The sequence below is a fragment of the Bacteroides sp. HF-162 genome (assembly GCF_015679285.1).
In the GTDB taxonomy this organism is placed as follows: Bacteria; Bacteroidota; Bacteroidia; order Bacteroidales; family Bacteroidaceae; genus Bacteroides; species Bacteroides uniformis.
Genome location: NZ_CP064937.1, coordinates 3,552,077 through 3,574,791, shown reverse-complemented (window position 1 = coordinate 3,574,791; position 22,715 = coordinate 3,552,077). Strand labels below are relative to the sequence as shown.

14 protein-coding genes, 2 tRNA genes, 3 rRNA genes and 1 pseudogene are annotated in these 22,715 nt (G+C 48.4%); 18 read left to right on the top strand and 2 right to left on the bottom strand.

Translation table 11 applies throughout. The annotated features are described in order from the left end of the window. Positions 1-68 precede the first annotated feature (68 nt). The 15 genes and pseudogenes from ITJ87_RS18800 to ITJ87_RS14885 all read left to right on the top strand — a co-directional run. Positions 69-188 (top strand): annotated as a pseudogene (locus ITJ87_RS18800) (N-acetylmuramoyl-L-alanine amidase); the annotation flags it as partial. Positions 189-909: 721 nt separating this feature from the next. Continuing rightward, a 16S ribosomal RNA gene (locus ITJ87_RS14950) occupies positions 910-2,436 on the top strand. Between the two features lie 135 nt (positions 2,437-2,571). Beyond that, positions 2,572-2,645, top strand: a tRNA-Ile gene (locus ITJ87_RS14945). A 56-nt stretch (positions 2,646-2,701) separates the two neighbouring features. Further along, a tRNA-Ala gene (locus ITJ87_RS14940) sits at positions 2,702-2,775 on the top strand. 129 nt (positions 2,776-2,904) lie between these two features. Next, a 23S ribosomal RNA gene (locus tag ITJ87_RS14935) occupies positions 2,905-5,783 on the top strand. A gap of 73 nt (positions 5,784-5,856) precedes the next feature. Further along, positions 5,857-5,967: ribosomal RNA gene (gene rrf, locus ITJ87_RS14930) — 5S ribosomal RNA — on the top strand. Together the 16S, 23S and 5S rRNA genes with 2 tRNA genes alongside form the textbook arrangement of a ribosomal RNA operon. 312 nt (positions 5,968-6,279) lie before the next feature. Beyond that, positions 6,280-6,870: a hypothetical protein gene (locus ITJ87_RS14925; protein WP_117601385.1), complete on the top strand. Its 591-nt coding sequence runs from the start codon at positions 6,280-6,282 to the stop codon at positions 6,868-6,870. Positions 6,871-6,886: 16 nt separating this feature from the next. Further along, positions 6,887-7,726, top strand: a complete 840-nt coding sequence (locus ITJ87_RS14920; RefSeq protein WP_117964505.1) for a DUF2764 domain-containing protein — start codon at positions 6,887-6,889, stop codon at positions 7,724-7,726. Positions 7,727-7,745: 19 nt separating this feature from the next. After that, entirely contained in the window at positions 7,746-9,500 is a 1,755-nt protein-coding gene (locus tag ITJ87_RS14915; RefSeq protein WP_117601383.1) for a V-type ATP synthase subunit A, read from the top strand. A 140-nt stretch (positions 9,501-9,640) separates the two neighbouring features. Continuing rightward, positions 9,641-10,966 carry a V-type ATP synthase subunit B gene (locus tag ITJ87_RS14910; protein WP_005827389.1) on the top strand — a complete coding sequence of 442 codons (1,326 nt, stop codon included), beginning with the start codon at positions 9,641-9,643 and terminating at the stop codon, positions 10,964-10,966. Positions 10,967-11,086: 120 nt separating this feature from the next. Further along, positions 11,087-11,692, top strand: a complete 606-nt coding sequence (locus ITJ87_RS14905; protein ID WP_005827391.1) for a V-type ATP synthase subunit D — start codon at positions 11,087-11,089, stop codon at positions 11,690-11,692. Further along, positions 11,689-13,515, top strand: a complete 1,827-nt coding sequence (locus tag ITJ87_RS14900; protein ID WP_008664313.1) for a V-type ATP synthase subunit I — start codon at positions 11,689-11,691, stop codon at positions 13,513-13,515. The genes ITJ87_RS14905 and ITJ87_RS14900 overlap by 4 nt, the downstream gene beginning before the upstream one ends. A 33-nt stretch (positions 13,516-13,548) precedes the next feature. Next, on the top strand, positions 13,549-13,968 hold the full coding sequence (locus ITJ87_RS14895; protein WP_005827396.1) for an ATPase: 420 nt from the start codon (positions 13,549-13,551) through the stop codon (positions 13,966-13,968). A 295-nt stretch (positions 13,969-14,263) separates the two neighbouring features. Beyond that, complete coding sequence (locus ITJ87_RS14890; RefSeq protein WP_005827398.1) at positions 14,264-15,925, top strand: glycogen/starch synthase; 1,662 nt, start codon at positions 14,264-14,266, stop codon at positions 15,923-15,925. 30 nt (positions 15,926-15,955) lie between these two features. After that, positions 15,956-18,520 (top strand): glycosyltransferase family 1 protein, encoded by a 2,565-nt coding sequence (locus ITJ87_RS14885; RefSeq protein ID WP_117964506.1) that lies wholly within the window; start codon positions 15,956-15,958, stop codon positions 18,518-18,520. A gap of 125 nt (positions 18,521-18,645) precedes the next feature. Here the strand turns inward: ITJ87_RS14885 and fldA are convergent, their stop codons facing one another. After that, positions 18,646-19,152, bottom strand: coding sequence for a flavodoxin FldA (gene fldA / locus ITJ87_RS14880; protein WP_008664319.1), 507 nt, complete (start codon positions 19,150-19,152; stop codon positions 18,646-18,648). 243 nt (positions 19,153-19,395) lie between these two features. Here fldA and ITJ87_RS14875 point away from each other — a divergent pair, with 243 nt between their 5' ends. Both ITJ87_RS14875 and gpmA read left to right on the top strand, forming a co-directional pair. Continuing rightward, positions 19,396-19,692 carry a hypothetical protein gene (locus ITJ87_RS14875; protein ID WP_005837364.1) on the top strand — a complete coding sequence of 99 codons (297 nt, stop codon included), beginning with the start codon at positions 19,396-19,398 and terminating at the stop codon, positions 19,690-19,692. Positions 19,693-19,728: 36 nt separating this feature from the next. Beyond that, a complete protein-coding gene (gene gpmA / locus ITJ87_RS14870; RefSeq protein ID WP_117749759.1) occupies positions 19,729-20,475 on the top strand; it encodes a 2,3-diphosphoglycerate-dependent phosphoglycerate mutase in 747 nt (248 codons plus the stop codon). Between the two features lie 28 nt (positions 20,476-20,503). Here the strand turns inward: gpmA and ITJ87_RS14865 are convergent, their stop codons facing one another. Continuing rightward, positions 20,504-21,226, bottom strand: coding sequence for a DUF6064 family protein (locus ITJ87_RS14865; protein WP_117963452.1), 723 nt, complete (start codon positions 21,224-21,226; stop codon positions 20,504-20,506). Between the two features lie 112 nt (positions 21,227-21,338). On the opposite strand from ITJ87_RS14865, the gene ITJ87_RS14860 reads away from it, so the two are divergent. Then, a complete protein-coding gene (locus ITJ87_RS14860) occupies positions 21,339-22,685 on the top strand; it encodes a threonine/serine exporter ThrE family protein (RefSeq protein ID WP_117601374.1) in 1,347 nt (448 codons plus the stop codon). The last annotated feature ends 30 nt before the right edge of the window (positions 22,686-22,715 follow it).

The window sequence follows — 22,715 nt, the reverse complement described above, 5'->3', positions numbered from 1 at the left end:
TGTTAACAAGTGCAAAACACTCACAAAGTGATTTGAAAAAGAATCACGAAACGTTTTGCGGTTTATAGAGCCCCGACCTGAACCATAACGGGGAGATAGAGCCGGAAGAGTGGGTGAAACAATGTCCCTGCTTTGATGCGGCGACTATACTGACAGAACCGCCACCACCCAATCCGGCATGCTTATAAAATGTTTTTATTCTCTTTCTTTGTGCTTTTATCGCGCACGTATATATATAATGTATAGTTATTTTCTCTCTTTTTCCTTTCTTCAAAATTGTTCATGCGAAATGCTTTTATGAATCAGTAAGTTACAAAAAAGTTTCATTTTTATTAAAAGAAAATGATAGATATGTTTGGCTTGTATTGTTAAATCCTATACCTTTGCACTCGCTTTCCAAGAGAAGGAAAGTGGTAAGATTGAAATACTGAGACAGAAGTGTGGAAGGTGACACAGAGAAATAAAGAGAGATAAAAATATTTTTCGAAAAATATTTGGAGCTTATTAATAATTCTCTTTATCTTTGCAGTCCGATTCGCAAAGAAAAAGAATTTTTCTTGTTTTACTTTTCTTATCCTTGTTTAAAGGATTTGAAAATACAGAAAAAAAAGAAAAAAAACTTCCGAAAATATTTGGAGGATATACTTAAAAGTTCTTACCTTTGCATCCGCTTTCTGAAAAGAACAGCAATCGTGAAACGAGCGATCTTTGAACAGATTTACATAAACAATACAAGTAGTACAAGAGCAAGGCTTTTCCTTATCAATGGGGAATTGCCTTGGGTAAAACAAGAGAACCGTCAATACTTATTTTATATAGGTAAAGATAAACTTTTGAATTCGAGCGTCCTGAACAGATAACAAGCTGTCGCATTTTGATTTTTTTAATTTGCGCAGTCACGATACTTTTACAATGAAGAGTTTGATCCTGGCTCAGGATGAACGCTAGCTACAGGCTTAACACATGCAAGTCGAGGGGCATCAGGAAGAAAGCTTGCTTTCTTTGCTGGCGACCGGCGCACGGGTGAGTAACACGTATCCAACCTGCCGATGACTCGGGGATAGCCTTTCGAAAGAAAGATTAATACCCGATGGTATATCTGAAAGGCATCTTTCAGCTATTAAAGAATTTCGGTCATTGATGGGGATGCGTTCCATTAGGTTGTTGGCGGGGTAACGGCCCACCAAGCCATCGATGGATAGGGGTTCTGAGAGGAAGGTCCCCCACATTGGAACTGAGACACGGTCCAAACTCCTACGGGAGGCAGCAGTGAGGAATATTGGTCAATGGACGAGAGTCTGAACCAGCCAAGTAGCGTGAAGGATGACTGCCCTATGGGTTGTAAACTTCTTTTATACGGGAATAAAGTTAGGCACGTGTGCCTTTTTGTATGTACCGTATGAATAAGGATCGGCTAACTCCGTGCCAGCAGCCGCGGTAATACGGAGGATCCGAGCGTTATCCGGATTTATTGGGTTTAAAGGGAGCGTAGGCGGATGCTTAAGTCAGTTGTGAAAGTTTGCGGCTCAACCGTAAAATTGCAGTTGATACTGGGTGTCTTGAGTACAGTAGAGGCAGGCGGAATTCGTGGTGTAGCGGTGAAATGCTTAGATATCACGAAGAACTCCGATTGCGAAGGCAGCTTGCTGGACTGTAACTGACGCTGATGCTCGAAAGTGTGGGTATCAAACAGGATTAGATACCCTGGTAGTCCACACAGTAAACGATGAATACTCGCTGTTTGCGATATACAGTAAGCGGCCAAGCGAAAGCGTTAAGTATTCCACCTGGGGAGTACGCCGGCAACGGTGAAACTCAAAGGAATTGACGGGGGCCCGCACAAGCGGAGGAACATGTGGTTTAATTCGATGATACGCGAGGAACCTTACCCGGGCTTAAATTGCAAATGAATGTTCTGGAAACAGATCAGCCGCAAGGCATTTGTGAAGGTGCTGCATGGTTGTCGTCAGCTCGTGCCGTGAGGTGTCGGCTTAAGTGCCATAACGAGCGCAACCCTTATCGATAGTTACCATCAGGTTATGCTGGGGACTCTGTCGAGACTGCCGTCGTAAGATGTGAGGAAGGTGGGGATGACGTCAAATCAGCACGGCCCTTACGTCCGGGGCTACACACGTGTTACAATGGGGGGTACAGAAGGCAGCTACACGGCGACGTGATGCTAATCCCTAAAACCTCTCTCAGTTCGGATTGGAGTCTGCAACCCGACTCCATGAAGCTGGATTCGCTAGTAATCGCGCATCAGCCACGGCGCGGTGAATACGTTCCCGGGCCTTGTACACACCGCCCGTCAAGCCATGAAAGCCGGGGGTACCTGAAGTGCGTAACCGCGAGGAGCGCCCTAGGGTAAAACTGGTGATTGGGGCTAAGTCGTAACAAGGTAGCCGTACCGGAAGGTGCGGCTGGAACACCTCCTTTCTGGAGTGACGTCTCGACTCGATCGTTGGTTCTTGAAGTTATGCTTCCATAAGAACCTCTTGTACTGCGCGTACTTGTTTATTAAAATATACGAGAAAAGTAGAAGCCGAGCCGTAAGGCGAGGGTTTGACTGACAGTCCTATAGCTCAGTTGGTTAGAGCGCTACACTGATAATGTAGAGGTCGGCAGTTCAACTCTGCCTGGGACTACTTCTCAGTTGGTGACCGACCGGTTACGATTTAGCGGGTCTTTCATCAATGGTGAAGGGGGATTAGCTCAGCTGGCTAGAGCACCTGCTTTGCACGCAGGGGGTCAACGGTTCGAATCCGTTATTCTCCACTTCTCAAGATTAGGCATTATTTTAAATTCTTAATTCCTAATCCTTGACAACGATCTTTGACATGATGTGACCAAAAAAAGTAAAGTTGAAAGCTGAAAGTATATATCGACCATACGTGATCGGTAAGACAAAAAGTAAGTAAGGGCACATGGCGGATGCCTTGGCTCTCGGAGGCGATGAAGGACGTGATAAGCTGCGATAAGCCGCGGGTAGGTGCAAATGACCTTTGATCCGCGGATTTCCGAATGGGACAACCCGATATCCTGAAGGGATATCATCCCGCAATGCGGGAGGCTAACGCAGGGAACTGAAACATCTTAGTACCTGCAGGAAAAGAAAATAAATAATGATTCCCCCAGTAGTGGCGAGCGAACGGGGAACAGCCCAAACCATCCATGTTACGGCATGTGTGGGGTTGTAGGACCACGTTGTGGCAAGAAAGTTGGTGAGCAGAATGTTCTGGAAAGTACAGCCATAGAGCATGATAGCTGCGTATGCGAAGCCAACCGAAGCCTAGTGGTATCCTGAGTAGCGCGGAGCACGAGGAATTCTGCGTGAATCTGCCGGGACCATCCGGTAAGGCTAAATACTCCCGAGAGACCGATAGTGAACCAGTACTGTGAAGGAAAGGTGAAAAGCACTTCGAACAGAAGAGTGAAATAGTTCCTGAAACCATGTGCCTACAAGCGGTCGGAGCACTTTTAGTGTGACGGCGTGCCTTTTGCATAATGAACCTACGAGTTACTTTTTCCGGCGAGGTTAAGGATCTCAGATCCGCAGCCGAAGCGAAAGCGAGTCTGAACAGGGCGTATAGTCGGAAGGAGTAGACGCGAAACCAAGTGATCTACCCTTGGGCAGGTTGAAGGATGGGTAACACCATCTGGAGGACCGAACCAATAAGCGTTGAAAAGCTTCTGGATGACCTGAGGGTGGGGGTGAAAGGCTAATCAAACTTGGAGATAGCTCGTACTCCCCGAAATGCATTTAGGTGCAGCCTTGACTTATACTGACATGAGGTAGAGCGACTGATAAGATGCGAGGGCTTCACCGCCTATCAAGTCTTGACAAACTCCGAATGCGTGTCAGTTCTATGTCAGGAGTGAGGGCATGGGTGCTAAGGTCCATGTCCTAAAGGAGAACAATCCGGACCAACAGCTAAGGTCCCGAAATGAATACTAAGTTGAACTAACGAAGTCAGATTGCTAAGACAGCTAGGATGTTGGCTTGGAAGCAGCCATTCATTTAAAGAGTGCGTAACAGCTCACTAGTCGAGGAGTTTGGCGTGGATAATAATCGGGCATAAGTATTCTACCGAAGCTTTGGGATGAGAAATCATCGGTAGGGGAGCATTCCACTCAGCGTCGAAGGTAAGGCGTGAGCCTTGCTGGAGCGTGTGGAAAAGCAAATGTAGGTATAAGTAACGATAAAGGGGGTGAGAAACCCCCTCGCCGAAAGACTAAGGTTTCCTGATCAACGCTAATCGGATCAGGGTAAGTCGGGTCCTAAGGCTCAGCCGAACGGCGAGGCCGATGGCAGAACCGGTTAATATTCCGGTACTACCTTAAGGAGTGACGTGGAGACGGAGTCGTGACAGCGCCGCGGACTGACGGAATAGTCCGTTGAAGGGTGTAGATGTTGATTGTTCCAGGCAAATCCGGAATGAGAGTCGAACCTGACAGTATGGAGCGTCCTTCTGGACAATCCAATAGTGCGTGTAATCATACTTCCAAGAAAATCCGCTAAACTTAATCCTTACGGTACCCGTACCGCAAACGGACACACGTAGTCGGGTTGAATATACTAAGGCGCTTGAGTGATTCACGGTTAAGGAACTAGGCAAACTGACCCTGTAACTTCGGGATAAAGGGTCCTCAAGCAATTGAGGCGCAGAGAATAGGTCCAGGCAACTGTTTAACAAAAACACAGGGCTGTGCAAAATTGAAAGATGAAGTATACAGCCTGACACCTGCCCGGTGCTGGAAGGTTAAGAGGAGACGTCATCGCAAGAGAAGCGTTGAATTGAAGCCCCAGTAAACGGCGGCCGTAACTATAACGGTCCTAAGGTAGCGAAATTCCTTGTCGGGTAAGTTCCGACCTGCACGAATGGTGTAATGATCTGGACGCTGTCTCAACCGTGAGCTCAGTGAAATTGTAGTATCGGTGAAGATGCCGATTACCCGCGATGGGACGAAAAGACCCCGTGAACCTTTACTATAGCTTAACATTGAATTTGGGTAATTGATGTGTAGGATAGGCCGGAGGCTTTGAAGCGGGCACGCCAGTGTTCGTGGAGCCGCTGTTGAAATACGGCCCTTTGATTAATTTGAGTTCTAACCCGCTGTTGCGGGGACACTGTTTGGTGGGTAGTTTGACTGGGGTGGTCGCCTCCAAAAGCGTAACGGAGGCTTCTAAAGGTGCCCTCACGACGATTGGTAACCGTCGGCAGAGTGTAATGGCATAAGGGCGCTTGACTGGGAGACTCACAAGTCGATCAGGTAGGAAACTAGAGCATAGTGATCCGGTGTTTCTGTATGGAAAGGACATCGCTCAAAGGATAAAAGGTACTCCGGGGATAACAGGCTGATCCCTCCCAAGAGCTCATATCGACGGAGGGGTTTGGCACCTCGATGTCGGCTCGTCACATCCTGGGGCTGGAGAAGGTCCCAAGGGTTGGGCTGTTCGCCCATTAAAGTGGCACGCGAGCTGGGTTCAGAACGTCGTGAGACAGTTCGGTCTCTATCTATCGTGGGCGCATGAAATTTGCGTGGCTCTGACACTAGTACGAGAGGACCGTGTTGGACTGACCTCTGGTTTACCGGTTGTGCCGCCAGGTGCATTGCCGGGTATCTAAGTCGGGATTGGATAAGTGCTGAAAGCATCTAAGTACGAAGCCAGCCACAAGATTAGATTTCTCAGGGTCGTTGTAGACTACAACGTTGATAGGACGCAGGTGTACAGGCAGCGATGTCATAGCCGAGCGTTACTAATTGCCCGTTCACTTTTTGCCTTGCCTTGTATGGAGGTATATACGTTCAGCCATAAATGAATGCTTTGCTTTTTTCGCATCATGTCTACCTTATTCAGGTGACTACAGCACCGGGGTTCCACCTCTTCCCATTCCGAACAGAGAAGTTAAGCCCGGTCACGCCGATGGTACTGCGTAACAGTGGGAGAGTAGGTAGTCGCCGTTTTTCAGAAGAAGCCTCCGTGTCTGATAAGGATACGGAGGCTTCGTTCGTTTTAGATACCTCCGGAACTGCTCCCCTTAATCCTTGCCATGCGTTGTTGTAGACGTATTTTCTGCTTCTTTTGTCATTCTTTTGTTATCATTACAGAACAAAGTTGGTGTAAAACGAGTTTTTTTTGGAAGAGCAAGAACTTTTCTTCCTTTCTTTCTATTCAATATCAAATGGATTTTTGTAAATTTGGCGTGAATCTAATAGGAAGGGAAAAAATCACGCAATTAATATTGTAATATAAATCATATAATAACTCCTGCAAATATGGAAAACAAGATTCAAGAGCTGACCGATAAGATCTACCGCGAAGGCGTAGAGAAAGGAAATGAAGAGGCACAGAAACTTATCGCAAAAGCTCAGGAAGAAGCCAAGAGAATTATAGAGGATGCACGTAAGGAAGCGGATTCTATCGTGGCTACCGCCCATAAGTCTGCCGATGAACTGGCAGAGAATACAAAATCTGAATTAAAGTTGTTTGCCGGTCAGGCTGTGAATGCTCTGAAGTCCGAAATCGCTACGTTGGTGACGGACAACATTGTGAATGCCGATGTAAAGGCATTTGCTGCAAACAAGAATTATCTTAATGCCTTCATCGTTGCATTGGCGTCCAAATGGAGTGTGAACGAACCAATCGTTATCTCTACTGCGGATGCGGAAGGCTTGACGAAATATTTCGCAGCGAAGGCGAAAGACCTGCTGGACAAGGGTGTGAAGATTGAGCAAGTGAATGGCATCAAAACCTTGTTCTCCGTATCGCCTGCCGATGGTTCGTACAAGGTGAACTTCGGCGAAGAAGAATTTATGAATTACTTCAAGGAATTCCTGCGTCCGCAATTAGTGGAAATGCTGTTCTAAAAACTCCCACAGGATTATGAGTAAATACTATTACTTGGTAGCCGGTTTGCCTGAACTTACTCTGGAAGACAGTAAACTGAGCTATACAGTAGCCGATTTCAGGACGGAACTATATCCTGCCTTGTCGGAAGATGATAAAAAGTTGATAGATTTGTTTTATCTGAAATTCGACAATGCGAATGTCTTGAAACTATTGAAGGATAAGGATGCTGCCATCGACCCGCGCGGAAACTATTCGTTGGAGGAACTGGCGGAATATATCTCACGACTGAAGGATGGCGACGAAGTCTCTGACAGTGTATTCCCATCTTATCTCTCCACGTTCATTTCCGAATACTTCAGCCTGCCTGCCGAGGACGGTTTCTTGTATGAAGACCGCCTGGCAGCGCTCTATTACGCCTATGCCATGGAATGTAAGAATCAGTTTGTGTCTTCCTGGTTTGGTTTCAACCTCACTCTCAATAATATATTGGTGGCGCTCACAGCACGTAAGTTCAAGCTGGACATTGCTCCGCTGATTGTGGGTGATACGGAAGTGTGCGAGGCTCTGCGTACTTCCAATGCCCGTGACTTCGGTCTGGGTACTGAGGTGGATTATCTGGAGCAGCTGGTGAAAATCAGTGAGATGGAGGAACTGGTGGACCGGGAAAAGAAGCTGGACCAGCTTCGCTGGGACTGGATGGAGGAGGCCACATTCTTCGATTACTTTACCGTGGAACGTCTGTTTGTCTTCCTGCTACAGCTGGAGATGATAGAACGGTGGATTTCGTTGGATAAAGAGAAGGGTAACCAACTGTTCCGCAGCATTATCGCTGCCTTGAAAGACGATGTGCAGATACCCGCAGAATTCAGATAAAATAAACAACTAAAAATATATGGCAACAAAAGGAACTGTTAGTGGCGTAATAGCCAACATGGTGACCCTCGTCGTCGACGGACCGGTAGCGCAGAATGAGATTTGTTATATCTCGACCGGAGGAGACAAGTTGATGGCGGAGGTGATTAAGGTAGTAGGTACCCAGGTCTACGTGCAGGTATTTGAGAGTACCCGCGGACTGAAAGTGGGGGCCGAAGCCGAGTTTACCGGACATATGCTCGAAGTGACACTGGGGCCCGGTATGCTTTCGAAGAACTACGACGGTCTGCAAAACGACCTCGACAAGATGGATGGCGTTTTCCTGAAACGCGGGCAATATACCTATCCGCTGGATAAAGGAAGCAAATGGCATTTTGTGCCTTTGGCAAAGGTGGGCGACCAAGTGGAAGCCGCTGCCTGGCTGGGACAAGTGGACGAGAACTTCCAGCCTCTGAAAATCATGGTGCCTTTTGAACAGAAAGGTGTGTGCACCGTGAAATCCATCGCAAAGGAAGGTGATTACAGCATTGAGGATACCATTGCAGTGCTGACGGATGGCGAAGGCAATGACATCCGGGTGAACATGATACAGAAATGGCCCGTGAAGCGTGCCATGACCAACTATAAGGAAAAACCGCGTCCTTTCAAACTGCTGGAAACCGGTGTGCGCGTAATCGATACCGTGAACCCGATTGTGGAAGGTGGTACGGGCTTTATCCCCGGTCCGTTCGGTACAGGAAAGACGGTACTACAGCATGCCATTTCAAAACAGGCGGAAGCGGACATCGTAATCATCGCTGCCTGCGGTGAGCGTGCCAACGAGGTTGTGGAAATCTTTACAGAATTCCCCGAATTGGTTGACCCGCATACGGGACGGAAGCTGATGGAACGTACGATTATCATCGCCAATACTTCGAACATGCCGGTGGCTGCCCGTGAGGCATCTGTCTACACGGCAATGACGATTGCGGAATACTACCGGAGCATGGGATTGAAGGTGCTGCTGATGGCGGACTCCACCTCACGTTGGGCGCAGGCATTGCGCGAGATGTCCAACCGTATGGAGGAGTTGCCCGGTCCCGATGCCTTCCCGATGGACTTGTCCTCCATCATCTCCAACTTCTACGGCCGTGCGGGTTATGTGAAGCTGAACAACGGCGAGTCCGGTTCCATTACTTTCATTGGTACGGTATCGCCTGCGGGCGGTAACCTGAAGGAGCCGGTAACCGAGAATACGAAGAAGGTGGCTCGCTGCTTCTATGCCCTTGAGCAGGACCGTGCCGACAAGAAGCGTTATCCTGCCGTAAATCCGATTGACTCGTATTCCAAATACATTGAATACCCTGAATTCGAGGAGTATATCACCAAGCACATCAACGGTGATTGGATTGGCAAGGTGAATGAAATCAAGACCCGTTTGCAGCGTGGTAAGGAGATTGCCGAGCAAATCAACATCCTGGGTGACGACGGCGTGCCCGTAGAATATCACGTGACTTTCTGGAAATCGGAACTGATTGACTTCGTTATCCTGCAGCAGGATGCCTTTGACGAAGTTGATGCCGTGACTCCGATGGAGCGTCAGGAGGAGATTCTGAATATGGTAATAGAAATCTGTCATACCGAATTTGAGTTCGACAACTTCAACGAAGTAATGGATTACTTCAAGAAGATGATTAACATCTGCAAGCAGATGAACTACTCGAAGTTCAAGTCGGAAGAATACGAGAAGTTCCATAAGCAGTTGCAGGAACTGGTTGAGGAACGGAAAGCCTAAGGATGTACTATTTGACTGTTTACAATTTACTATTTGCCTTGCGGATGCAGGTGCACGGAGGTTGTAGATAGGAAAATAGTAGAATAGGATGGCAGAGATTTAAATAGTAAATAGTAAATTGTCAAATAGTAAATAAATAGATGGCAACAAAAGCATTTCAAAAGATATATACCAAGATTACTCAGATTACGAAAGCTACGTGTTCGCTGAAGGCAACCGGAGTGGGGTATGACGAGTTGGCGACCGTAAACGGCAAACTTGCCCAGGTGGTGAAGATTGCCGGCGACGAAGTGACTTTGCAGGTGTTTGAGGGTACGGAAGGTATTCCCACCAATGCAGAGGTAGTATTCTTGGGCAAGGCTCCTACAATCAAAGTGAGCGAGCAGCTTGCCGGACGCTTCTTCAACGCCTTTGGCGACCCCATCGACGGTGGTCCGGCCATTGAAGGCGAGGAGGTGGAAATTGGCGGTCCATCCGTGAATCCGGTGCGCCGTAAGCAGCCCTCGGAACTGATTGCAACCGGTATTGCAGGTATCGACTTGAACAATACGCTGGTGTCCGGACAGAAGATTCCGTTCTTTGCCGACCCCGACCAGCCCTTCAACCAGGTGATGGCGAATGTGGCTCTGCGTGCGGAGACTGACAAGATTATCCTTGGCGGTATGGGTATGACGAACGATGATTACCTTTACTTCAAGAACGTATTCTCCAATGCCGGTGCGCTCGACCGTATCGTCAGCTTTATGAATACCACCGAGAATCCTCCGGTAGAGCGTCTGCTGATTCCGGATATGGCACTGACGGCGGCCGAGTATTTTGCTGTAAACAATAATGAAAAGGTGCTGGTGCTGCTGACGGATATGACTTCCTACGCCGATGCGCTCGCCATCGTGTCCAACCGTATGGACCAGATTCCTTCGAAGGACTCCATGCCGGGTTCCCTTTATTCGGACTTGGCGAAGATATACGAAAAGGCGGTGCAGTTCCCAAGCGGCGGTTCCATCACGATTATTGCGGTGACGACTCTGTCCGGTGGCGACATTACGCATGCCGTGCCCGACAATACGGGTTATATCACGGAAGGCCAGTTGTTCCTCCGTCGTGACAGCGACATCGGTAAGGTTATCGTTGACCCGTTCCGTTCCTTGTCCCGTCTGAAACAGCTTGTTACGGGCAAAAAGACACGTAAGGACCATCCGCAGGTGATGAATGCCGCCGTACGTCTGTACGCCGATGCCGCCAACGCCAAAACCAAGCTTGAAAACGGTTTCGACCTGACGAACTACGACGAACGTACCCTTGCCTTTGCCAAGGACTACTCCAACCAGCTACTGGCCATCGATGTCAACCTCGATACCACAGAGATGCTCGATGTGGCATGGAGTCTGTTCGGCAAGTATTTCCGTCCGGAAGAGGTGAATATCAAGAAAGAGCTTGTGGACCAGTTCTGGCCGAAAGCAAACTAAATAAATGTACGATTAGACGATTTACGGTTTACGATTGATATTACTGAAATTGTAAATCTGTAAATTGAGAAATTGAGTAGCTTCAGTCGTCTAATCGTAAATCGTTAAATCGTAAATAAAATGGCTATTAAGTTTCAATATAACAAAACCTCGCTTCAGCAACTCGAAAAGCAACTGAAGGTGCGCGTGCGTACACTCCCCATTATTAAGAATAAGGAGAGTGCCCTGCGTATGGAAGTGAAGCGCTGCAAGGGAGACGCTGCCGCGTTGGACGCGAGGTTGGAAAAGGAAATCCAAGCTTACGAAGCCATGTTCGCCCTTTGGAATGAGTTCGACGCTTCATTGATAAAGGTCAGCGATGTTCATCTCGGTGTAAAGAAGATTGCCGGTGTACGGGTGCCGTTGCTCGAGAATGTAGATTTCGAGATACGCCCTTACAGCTTGTTCAATGCGCCCAAATGGTATGCAGACGGGCTGCATTTGCTTAAGTCACTGGCACATACTGCCATCGAGCGTGAATTTACTGTTGCCAAGTTGAACTTGTTGGAACATGCGCGTAAAAAGACCACCCAGAAGGTGAATCTTTTTGAGAAAGTACAGATTCCGGGTTATCAGGATGCTCTGCGCAAAATCAAGCGGTTTATGGAAGACGAGGAGAACCTTTCCAAGTCATCGCAGAAAATCATGAAATCCCATCAGGAGAAAAGGAAGGAGGCAGAGGCATGATTACGAAAATGAAGAAGCTCACGTTCCTTGTGTATCATAAGGAGTACGAAGCATTTCTGGCACAAATCCGGGAACTGGGCGTGGTGCACGTTGTGGAAAGGCAGTGCGGCGAGATGGACGACACCTTGCAGCAATTCATGCAGAAGCGTACGCTCTACAAGAATATGCTTCAGAGCATGCACACCCTGGCAGACAAACAGCCGGAAGAAAAGGTGCATAAAGAGTTGTCGGCCGATGCTCTGGTGAAATTCTACGAGGACTTGCAGGCGCGGATACAAGACTTGAACCAGCAGATTCCCGCCATCGACAAGGATGTGGCGCAGATGGAAGTCTGGGGCGATTTCGATTGGAGAGCCATCCGCAAGCTGGAAGATGCTGGTTGGTTCGTGCAGTTCTATACCTGCCCGGAGAAAGACTATAACGAAGCGTGGGCAGAGGACTACAATGCCATCGTGGTGAAAGAGAACGGCGGACATCTTTATTTCGTGACCGTCACTCCCCAACCGGTAGAACTGGATGTGGAACCGCTCCGTCTGCCTTCACTCAGCCTCTCCGAACTGAGCCGGAAGAAAGCCGATACGGAAGAGGCCCTTGTGCAGGCACATGCCGGATTGAAAGAATTCTGCAAAGCGAATTACTGCACGTTGGAGAAGTACAACCTACAGCTCCAGGAAGAGATAGACCTGCTGAAAGTCAAGCTGAACAGCGAACATATGGCAGAAGGTGCCGTAGTGTTGATGGAAGGCTGGATTCCCGAAGACTGCGAGGCGGATGTGAGGAAACTTCTCGATGAAAGCGGCACTTATTATGAGATAAGGGCTGCCAAGCGCGAGGACAATGCTCCCATCAAGCTGAAAAACAACGCCTATACACGCATGTACGAAGTGCTTACCAAAATGTACGGTATGCCCGAATATGCCGAGTTCGACCCGACACCGATACTTGCGCCATTCTTCTCGCTCTTCTTTGCTTTCTGTATGGGAGATGCGGGCTACGGTCTGGTACTGATTGCACTCGGGTTCATTTTGAAAAGGAAGATGTCCAAGTCCATGAAAGGCATGATGAACCTGGTGATTACGTTGGGTATATTTACGTCCGTCATCGGTGCCATATTGGGAACCTTCTTCGGTGTAAGCCTCTTTGACCTGGAGATACCCGCCAAACTGAAGGAATTCATGATTGTGGGTAAGATAGGTGAGACTACCTATGACAAGCAAATGCTGCTGGCGTTGATTATCGGTGCGGTGCACATCTGCATTGCCATGACGGTGAAGGCCGTGGGACAGACCGTTCGTTTCGGCTTCAAGGAGTCGCTCAGTGCCTGGGGATGGCTGTTGCTGGTGGTGGGATTTATCTGCACCGGCGGACTTTCCTTCTTCAAGATAATCTCGGAAGACGTGTCTACGTGGGCATTTATCGTGATTGGCGGTGTTTCCGCCATCGGTATCTACCTGCTGAACAATATCCACCGGAATGTATTTGTCAACATCGGTGCCGGAGTATGGGATACCTATAACATGGCAACCGGATTGATGGGCGATATACTTTCCTACATCCGTCTCTATGCCCTCGGCTTGGCAGGCGGTATGCTTGGAGGCGTGTTCAACCAGCTTGCCTTCATGGTGAACGATGCTGCAGGTCCGGCCCTGGGATGGCTGTTCTGCGGACTGATACTGATATTCGGGCATACGCTGAATATCGCCATGTCTTGTCTGAGTGCCTTTGTACACCCGCTCCGTCTGACATTTGTGGAATACTTCAAGAATTCCGGTTACGAAGGTAAGGGCGAAGCTTATAAACCTTTTACAGTAGTAAAGAAATAAACAAATTAAAAAACAAATAAAAATAGAAACATTATGAATGAAATTTTAGGTTATCTCGGTCTGGGCCTGATGTTGGCCCTTGCAGGAATTGGCAGTTGCTTCGGTACAACTATCGCCGGTAGTGCGGCAGAAGGTGCGTTGAAGAAAGACCCTTCCAAGTCAGCAAGTTATATGATTTTGTCGGCCCTTCCGGCTACGCAGGGACTTTACGGCTTCGTGGCTTTCCTGATGTCTATGGGCAGGGATTTTGCGACAGACGGTCCTTTGATGCTGGGCATCGGATTGGGTGTCGGACTGGTATGTCTGTTCTCCGCTATCCGTCAGGGACAGATTTGTGCTAGCGGTATTGTGGGTATCTCCCAGGGACACGACGTACAGACCAATACAATGATTTACGCCGCGCTTCCTGAATTCTACGCTATTTTGGCGCTGGTAGCTGCATTGATGGTATAATCCGGATTATAAGAAAATAAACCCCAGGGATTTACAATTGAAATCCCTGGGGTTTTTTGTTTAAATTCCTGGGGCTTCAACTGAAAACTCCAGAAATTCTTTTTTGAAACTTCGGGAATTTTAGACGAAAAATGCATGGATGGGCGAGTCAATGGGGCTTTTGTGGCTAAACTATGACATTCCGCAAACGATTGTTTATGCATATTTAATCAGTTTTTTCGATTAAAAGGCTATTTTTCAAAGAATAATACGTACTTTTGCAGCCGTAATTAAGATAAAGAGATTATAACATAATATGACTAAAGAACTACTTACCCCCGATTACATCTTCGAAGCGAGTTGGGAAGTGTGTAATAAAGTAGGCGGTATCTATACAGTTTTGTCTACAAGGGCAAATACTTTACAGACTAAATTTCGCGATAGATTATTCTTTATAGGGCCGGATTTCTGGCAGGGAAAAGAGAACCCTTTGTTCATTGAGTCTGATAACCTTTGTGCAGCGTGGAAAAAACATGCAGCGTTGAAAGACAATCTTTCCGTCCGCGTAGGTCGCTGGAACATTCCGGGAGAACCTATTGTTATATTGGTTGATTTCCAACCGTTCTTTGCAGAAAAAAATGAGATTTATACAGAAATGTGGAACCGCTATCAGGTGGATTCACTGCATGGATATGGTGATTATGACGAAGCATCCATGTTTGCTTTCGCTACCGGCAAGGTGATAGAGAGTTTCTATCGCTATAATTTGACGGAAACGGACAAAGTGGTGTTCCAGGCACACGAGTGGATGACCGGCATGGCCGCCCTCTATCTTCAGTCTGCCGTTCCCGAGATAGGGACTATCTTCACCACCCATGCCACGTCCATCGGCCGCTCCATAGCTGGCAACAACAAGCCGCTTTACGATTATCTTTTCGCCTACAACGGCGACCAGATGGCGGAGGAGCTGAACATGCAGTCCAAACATTCCATTGAAAAGCAGACGGCCCACTATGTGGACTGTTTCACCACTGTGAGCGAAATCACAAACAACGAATGCAGGGAATTGCTTGACAAGCCTGCGGATGTTGTGCTGATGAACGGTTTTGAAGATGATTTTGTACCGAAAGGCGCCACCTTTACCGGCAAGCGCAAACGTGCCCGTTCCACCATGCTGCGTGTGGCAAACTGCCTGCTGGGTGAGGACTTGGGCGACGATACGCTGATTATCGGTACCAGCGGACGCTATGAGTTCAAAAATAAGGGTATCGATGTGTTCCTGGAATCATTGAACCGGCTGAACCGCGATAAAGATTTAAAGAAGAAAGTATTGGCGTTTGTCAACGTGCCCAGCTGGGTGGGAGACCCCCGCGAGGACTTGCAGAAGCGCTTGAAGAGCAAAGATAAGTTCACCGAACCGTTGCAGTGTCCTTTCATCACCCACTGGCTGCACAATATGACGCACGACCAGGTGCTGGATATGCTGAAATACCTCGGTATGGGCAATCGTCCCGAAGATAAGGTGAAAGTAATTTTTGTACCTTGCTATCAGGATGGTCACGATGGCATCCTCAACAAGCATTATTATGACTTGATTTTAGGCGAGGACCTCAGTGTCTATCCGTCCTATTATGAACCGTGGGGATATACCCCGCTGGAGAGCGTGGCTTTCCGGGTGCCTACCATCACCACCGACCTTGCCGGTTTCGGACTTTGGGTGAACAGCCTGAAAAACCAGCATGGCATAAACGACGGAGTGGAAGTGCTGCACCGTTCGGACTATAACTATTCCGAAGTGGCAGACGGCATCAAGGACACCGTAGCCTTGTTCTCTACCAAGACGGAAGCCGAAATCAAGGAAATACGCAAGCGTGCAGGCCAGGTGGCAGAGCAGGCTTTGTGGAAGCACTTTATACAATATTATTACGAGGCTTACGACATTGCACTGCGCAATGCCATGAAGCGTCAACTAAAATAAAAGAATTATTAATCAATTAGTTATCATACAATGAAGATTAAAGTTAGTAATGTAAACACTCCTAACTGGAAAGATGTGAATGTGAAATCGCACATTCCCGCCGAACTGGAGAAACTGTCTGAACTGGCACATAACATCTGGTGGGCATGGAATTATGAAGCCACCGAACTGTTCAGAGACCTTGACCCTGCTCTCTGGAAAGAAGTGGGACAGAACCCCGTACTTCTGCTGGAACGTATGAGTTATGCTAAACTCGAGGCACTCGCAAATGACAAAGTTATTCTGCGCAGAATGGATGACGTATACTCCAAGTTCCGCACATACATGGATGTGAAGCCTGACAGCAAGCGCCCGTCCGTGGCTTATTTCAGTATGGAGTATGGTTTGAGCCATGTACTTAAGATATATTCCGGCGGTCTGGGTGTACTTGCCGGTGACTACCTGAAAGAAGCTTCCGATAGCAACGCCGACTTGTGTGCAATCGGTTTCCTGTACCGCTACGGTTACTTTACACAAACATTGTCTATGGACGGCCAGCAGATTGCCAATTACGAGGCACAGAACTTTGGCCAGTTGCCCATCGACCGTGTATTGGATGAGAAGGGCGAGCAGATGGTAGTGGATGTTCCTTATCTGGACTACTACGTGCATGCTTATGTGTGGAGAGTGAACGTTGGACGTATCTCTCTCTTTCTGCTTGATACTGACAATGAAATGAACAGCGAGTTCGACCGTTCCATCACTCACCAGCTGTATGGCGGTGACTGGGAAAACCGCTTGAAGCAGGAAATCCTGCTCGGTATCGGTGGTATTCTGACGCTGAAGAAGCTGGGCATCAAGAAAGATATCTATCACTGCAACGAAGGACATGCTGCTTTAATCAACGTACAGCGCATCTGTGACTACGTGGCCGAAGGTCTGACTTACGACCAGGCTATCGAGCTGGTACGTGCTTCTTCTCTCTATACTGTACATACTCCGGTTCCTGCCGGTCACGACTACTTCGACGAAGGCCTTTTCGGCAAGTACATGGGCGGCTATCCTTCAAGAATGGGTATCAGCTGGGACGACCTGATGGACCTCGGACGTAACAATCCGGGCGACAAGGGTGAACGTTTCTGTATGTCTGTATTCGCTTGCAACACTTCTCAGGAGGTGAACGGTGTGAGCTGGCTGCACGGAAAGGTTTCCCAGGAGATGTTCGCTTCCATCTGGAAGGGTTACTTCCCCGAAGAAAGCCATGTGGGCTACGTTACCAACGGTGTACACTTCCCCACTTGGAGCGCTACGGAGTGGAAACATCTCTATGCTGCGCATTTTGATGAGAACTTCCTCTACGACCAGTCCAACCCCAAGATTTGGGAGGCTATCTATAACGTGTCCGACGAAGAAATCTGGAAGACGCGCATGGTGATGAAGAACAAACTGATTGACTATGTTCGCAAGCAATACCGTGAAACTTGGTTGAAGAACCAGGGTGACCCTTCACGCATCGTTTCCCTGCTGGACAAAATCAATCCGAACGCTCTGCTGATAGGTTTCGGACGCCGTTTCGCTACCTACAAGCGTGCACACTTGCTGTTCACCGACCTCGACCGTCTGGCCAAGATTGTGAACAACCCCGACTATCCGGTACAGTTCCTCTTTACCGGTAAGGCTCACCCGCACGATGGTGCCGGCCAGGGCTTGATTAAGAGAATCATTGAGATTTCCCGTCGTCCGGAGTTCCTGGGCAAGATTATCTTCCTGGAAAATTATGACATGCAGTTGGCACGTCGCCTCGTTTCAGGTGTGGATATCTGGCTGAACACTCCGACACGTCCGCTCGAAGCATCCGGTACTTCCGGCGAAAAGGCGTTGATGAACGGTGTTGTAAACTTCTCCGTACTCGACGGCTGGTGGTTGGAAGGCTATCGTGAAGGTGCCGGTTGGGCATTGACCGAAAAGCGTACTTACCAGAACCAGGAACATCAGGACCAGCTCGATGCCGCTACTATCTACAGCATTCTTGAGCAAGAAATTCTGCCGTTGTTCTATGCACGCAACAAGAAGGGATATTCTGAAGGTTGGGTGAAGACTATCAAGAACTCCATCGCACAGATTGCTCCCCACTATACAATGAAGCGTCAGCTGGACGACTATTACGACAAGTTCTACATCAAGGAGGCCAAACGTTTCAAGATGCTGGCTGCCGACGGTTGTGCCAAGGCTAAGGAAATAGCTGCTTGGAAGGAAGAAGTTGCCGAGAAGTGGGACAGCATTGAAGTGGTGTCTTGCGAAAAGACCGAAGACCTGGTGAAAGGCTCCATCGAGAGCGGTAAGGAATACACCATTACTTACGTTATCGACGAGAAGGGCTTGAACGATGCTATCGGTCTGGAACTGGTGACTACTTATACGGCTCAGGATGGCAAACAGCATGTTTACTCCGTAGAACCGTTCAATGTAGTGAAGAAAGAAGGTAACCTTTATACTTTCCAAGCTAAGCACAAGATGGAAAATGCGGGTAGCTTCAAGGTTTCTTACCGTATGTTCCCGAAGAATGCAGACCTGCCTCACCGTCAGGACTTCTGCTACGTTCGCTGGTTCGTATAAGAGCATAAAAAAAGATAATGTGCCTGCGGATATGGCGGAACACATTATCTGTTCAGATAAAAGATATCATCTGCATGATGCAGGCAGACCATCCGTTTAAAGTAAACGGATGGTCTGTTTCTTTTCTAGAGCTTGCTTTTTATTTCGGCTGTCCAGGCATCAATGCGTTCGGCGGTTTTGTTACTTTCGTTCACTTCGTCGAGGGGAAGTCCTACGAATGCACCGTCTACCACGGCGATGGAAGAGGAGAAGGAATACCCGTCCGTGCTAACTTTGTTGCCCAAGAAGGTACACCCGCTATCCTTCAGGTCCTCGTAGAGTACTCCGATGCCGTCGCAGAATGTGTCGCAGTAGGATTCGGAGTCACCGCAACCGAATAGGGCTACGAACTTCATGGAAAGGTCGGCGCTCTTCAGTACTTTTACGCCGTCATACCAGTCGTCCTGCAGTTCGCCGTCTCCCCAAGTGGAGGTACCTAGAACCAGCACTTCATATTCCTTGATTTTATCGGCGGTCATCTTGTCAACACTATGTACGTCGGTGGAGGAAACTCCCAACTTTTCGGCTATCTGGTTAGCCAACTCTTCGCAGGTTCCGGTACTGGAACCATAAAAAACACCAGTCTTTTTCATTGTAAATAAAGTGATTAAATTGTTTGCTGCAAAGTAAAGGCTTTGCCGGAGAACGTGAAATACCTACATGTAGGGCTTTTAGTGTTGTGCCGCTCCCCATTTCGGGTTAGCTTGTGGCGTGGTTTATAGAGGTCGCGGCTACCTACTAATTGGGATGGCAGACTCTCTTTTTGATGAAAAGTAGGTATTGCCGGATTGTTAAAAATGAAGGACATTTGTACCGGTAATAATAGACAAGTGTTTATGGTTAGATTCGTACATTCCACTCATTCGCAATTCCATCCTTCCGTGGCTGGTAAGTGGCTGGTGTGGGGGACTTTGATGATGCTTCTTGCGGGGGTGGCTATCATTGTTTTTTCGGTATTCTCGCATGATGCACTCGATGCGTGCTGTAATTGCATAATCTGTACTTTCAACCGTGTCCCGAAGGAAGGGGAATATTTGTATAACCGCTACCTGCCGGTCATCAGCATGGTGTGGGTGGCGTTTCTGATACTTTTGGTATATGTGGTCCGCTATTGCATGAACAAGAGGAGGTAGCCGGGTGTTCTATAGGTAAAACTGAAAGGAGACTATATGAAAAAGATTGTTTTGCTTCGCCACGGCGAGAGTGCATGGAATAAGGAAAACCGCTTCACGGGGTGGACGGATGTTGATTTGACAGAGAAAGGCGTTGCTGAAGCTGTAAGGGCGGGTGAGCTGCTGGCAGAAAAGGGATTCCGCTTCAAGAAGGCGTATACTTCCTATCTGAAGCGTGCCGTGAAGACACTGGATTGTGTGCTGGACCGCCTCGACCAGGACTGGATTCCGGTGGAGAAATCGTGGAGGTTGAATGAGAAACACTACGGCCAGTTGCAAGGGCTGAACAAGGCAGAGACGGCTGCCAAGTACGGTGACGAGCAGGTGTTGGTATGGCGCCGGAGCTTTGATGTGGCTCCGCATGCATTGGCCGAGGATGACCCGCGTAATCCGCGTTTTGAGGACCGTTATCAAGAAGTGCCCGATGCCGAACTGCCCCGTACGGAGTCGTTGAAAGATACGATTGAGCGTATCATGCCTTACTGGAAATGTGTCATCTTCCCGAATCTGAAGACGGCCGACGAATTGCTGGTAGTGGCTCATGGCAATAGCCTGCGGGGTATTATCAAGCATCTGAAGCATATTTCGAACGATGAAATTGTGCATCTGAACCTGCCTACGGCGGTGCCCTACGTCTTTGAGTTTGACGATGAGCTGAACTTGACGAAAGACTATTTCTTGGGTGATCCCGAGGAGATAAAGAAATTGATGGAGGCTGTGGCCAATCAGGGAAAGAAGAAATGATTTTGGCGCGCGGAAGCGCGCTATTTCTTTATCCTCTCATTCCATGGAGCAGCGTCATGCTGAGCAGTACCCCGACCACTATACAGATGAGGATAAGGAACCAGTTCATGAGCCGTGCGCCCAGCTTGGTTTCCTTGTGTAAGTTCTGTTCAAAGTAGTTCTTGAAGAACAGATAGATGGCAGGTACGGTGGCGCTTGCCAGCAGGAGGTCTTCGGGAATCTTGTAGATGTAGACTTTGGAAAAGGCGATGAGCGCCCAGTGGCAAAGGAACAGAATGACGAGCAGGTTGACCCTGCGCGAGAAAGCCAGCAGCAGCCCGATGGTGAAAACTGCTACCGAGCAGGGCATCACGGTGGTAGTCATCATGGGAAATTCCATTCCGCGTGCCCACGAAAGGAGCGGGTAGAGGAAAGGCATTGCATAGAGTACCCCCACCAGTACCTTGTATTTCGGGTTGCGCTCGAACGGAGTGTAGCCGGTAAACAAATCCCATAGCCACAACACTGCAATCACTCCCCAGAAGATGGCGAGTATATGGTGGTGTCCGCGCGCTCCGCAATACATCATGTAGTACACGACGGATATCCACCCGTTCAGAAATACCATGTAGATTTTCATGGAGCGTTTTGCCCATAAGGTCGGTTTCCGGTAGAGCTGCGTGGTGAGCAGGATACCTGCTGCGGTGATGAGGAGCTGTGTCCACCAGGTGGCCTCGTTGTATTGTGCGATAGTATTCCAGAATATTTCCATTTGTGTCCATTAAAAAAACGGCTGCAAAGGTAGAGTTTTCTGCCGAAAGAATGAAATCGTTTTCTACATTTTGCCTATCTTTGTGCCTCCAAAAAAATAGGTAAAAAGATTCATGGATAAGACTTTGACTGAACAAGAGATTGCCCTGCTGCGCAGGAAACTCGATTTATTGCTTCGTACCGGACAGCTGCTGGTGGAGAGTGCGGCTGATACAAACCGTGTTGTTCGTAACCTGAACCGTGTTGCCGCCTATCTGGGGCTGCCGGAAGAAAAACTCCACATCGACGTAAGTTATACCATGCTGGTGGTGAATGTGAGCGACGGCCTGCATTCGTTCTCCAAATTCCAGAAGTGCGAGAAGCATGGCATCAACATGACAGCCATTTCCGAAATCAGCAAACTGTCCTGGCGGGCCATTGAGAATGACTACTCCCTCGACCAGTATGAGGAGGAACTAGAAAGAATCAAAAACAAGAAGCGGAATTATGTGCCATACGTTGTTGCCATCGGTGCTGGCTTTGCCTGCGGAGGTTTCTGCAAGCTGTTCGGTGGTGACTGGATGGCGTTTCTGTTTACCTCCATCTGCGCTTTTGCCGGTTTTCGCGTCCGTGTCCGTTGTATGGAGTTCGGCATCAATCACTATATGAGTATTGCCATTGCCGCATTGATTTCGACCTGCTTGGCCTATGTGTCTTCTTTTGCCGGACTCTCGGAAACTCCCTATCATCCGTTGTTGGCGTGTGCACTGTTCATTGTTCCGGGTGTGCCGTTGATAAACTTTGTGGATGATATGATTGATAATTATATCCAGGTGGGCATTGTCCGGGCTGTGAATACGGTGCTGATGGTCTGTGCAATGGCCTTCGGCATTGTGATAGCCATGCGTCTGCTGACGGTGGAGGATGTTGTGATTGACAAGAAGTTTAGCGAATTGAGTATGGTGCCTCATGATAGTTATCTGGTGTATGCCATTGCGGCGGCGATAGCTGCCATGGGATTTTCCATGATATTCAATATACAGCGGCGCTTGTTGTGGGTTGTTGCGGTGGGCGGTATCATCGCCGTTTGTACGCGTAACTTTGTCAATTTCGAGCTGGGTTACGGACCGGTGATAGGTTCGTTCATGGGCAGCATGGTTGTCAGCCTGATAGCCGTGAAGGCAGTGCATTGGTTCCATGTTCCCAATCACGTCTTGACGATTCCTTCCGTCATCCCGATGATTCCGGGAGTGTTGATGTATCGTTCGCTTTTCGGGCTTATCAATATGCACGGTGTGGTAGGCGAGGTGACGGCGGTTGTTTCCAACGGCATCACGGCTTCACTGATTATTCTCTGCATAGCGCTGGGGGTAGCGGTGCCCAATATTTTTGCCCGCCGGTATATCGCCAAGGATAGGCAGCGCTTTCTTCAGGAGGAGCTGCAGAAGCGCAGGGAAAGAGGGAAATTTATAGAATGGTGATGTAGGTATCCCGTCATTCGGAGCGAAGCG

Bases quoted from the DNA above. Each gene is read 5' to 3' on its own strand.
- ITJ87_RS14925 (WP_117601385.1), top strand. From the start codon at position 6,280: ATGGAAAACAAGATTCAAGAGCTGACCGATAAGATCTACCGCGAAGGC.
- ITJ87_RS14920 (WP_117964505.1), top strand. From the start codon at position 6,887: ATGAGTAAATACTATTACTTGGTAGCCGGTTTGCCTGAACTTACTCTG.
- ITJ87_RS14915 (WP_117601383.1), top strand. From the start codon at position 7,746: ATGGCAACAAAAGGAACTGTTAGTGGCGTAATAGCCAACATGGTGACC.
- ITJ87_RS14910 (WP_005827389.1), top strand. From the start codon at position 9,641: ATGGCAACAAAAGCATTTCAAAAGATATATACCAAGATTACTCAGATT.
- ITJ87_RS14905 (WP_005827391.1), top strand. From the start codon at position 11,087: ATGGCTATTAAGTTTCAATATAACAAAACCTCGCTTCAGCAACTCGAA.
- ITJ87_RS14900 (WP_008664313.1), top strand. From the start codon at position 11,689: ATGATTACGAAAATGAAGAAGCTCACGTTCCTTGTGTATCATAAGGAG.
- ITJ87_RS14895 (WP_005827396.1), top strand. From the start codon at position 13,549: ATGAATGAAATTTTAGGTTATCTCGGTCTGGGCCTGATGTTGGCCCTT.
- ITJ87_RS14890 (WP_005827398.1), top strand. From the start codon at position 14,264: ATGACTAAAGAACTACTTACCCCCGATTACATCTTCGAAGCGAGTTGG.
- ITJ87_RS14885 (WP_117964506.1), top strand. From the start codon at position 15,956: ATGAAGATTAAAGTTAGTAATGTAAACACTCCTAACTGGAAAGATGTG.
- fldA (WP_008664319.1), bottom strand. From the start codon at position 19,152: ATGAAAAAGACTGGTGTTTTTTATGGTTCCAGTACCGGAACCTGCGAA.
- ITJ87_RS14875 (WP_005837364.1), top strand. From the start codon at position 19,396: ATGGTTAGATTCGTACATTCCACTCATTCGCAATTCCATCCTTCCGTG.
- gpmA (WP_117749759.1), top strand. From the start codon at position 19,729: ATGAAAAAGATTGTTTTGCTTCGCCACGGCGAGAGTGCATGGAATAAG.
- ITJ87_RS14865 (WP_117963452.1), bottom strand. From the start codon at position 21,226: ATGGAAATATTCTGGAATACTATCGCACAATACAACGAGGCCACCTGG.
- ITJ87_RS14860 (WP_117601374.1), top strand. From the start codon at position 21,339: ATGGATAAGACTTTGACTGAACAAGAGATTGCCCTGCTGCGCAGGAAA.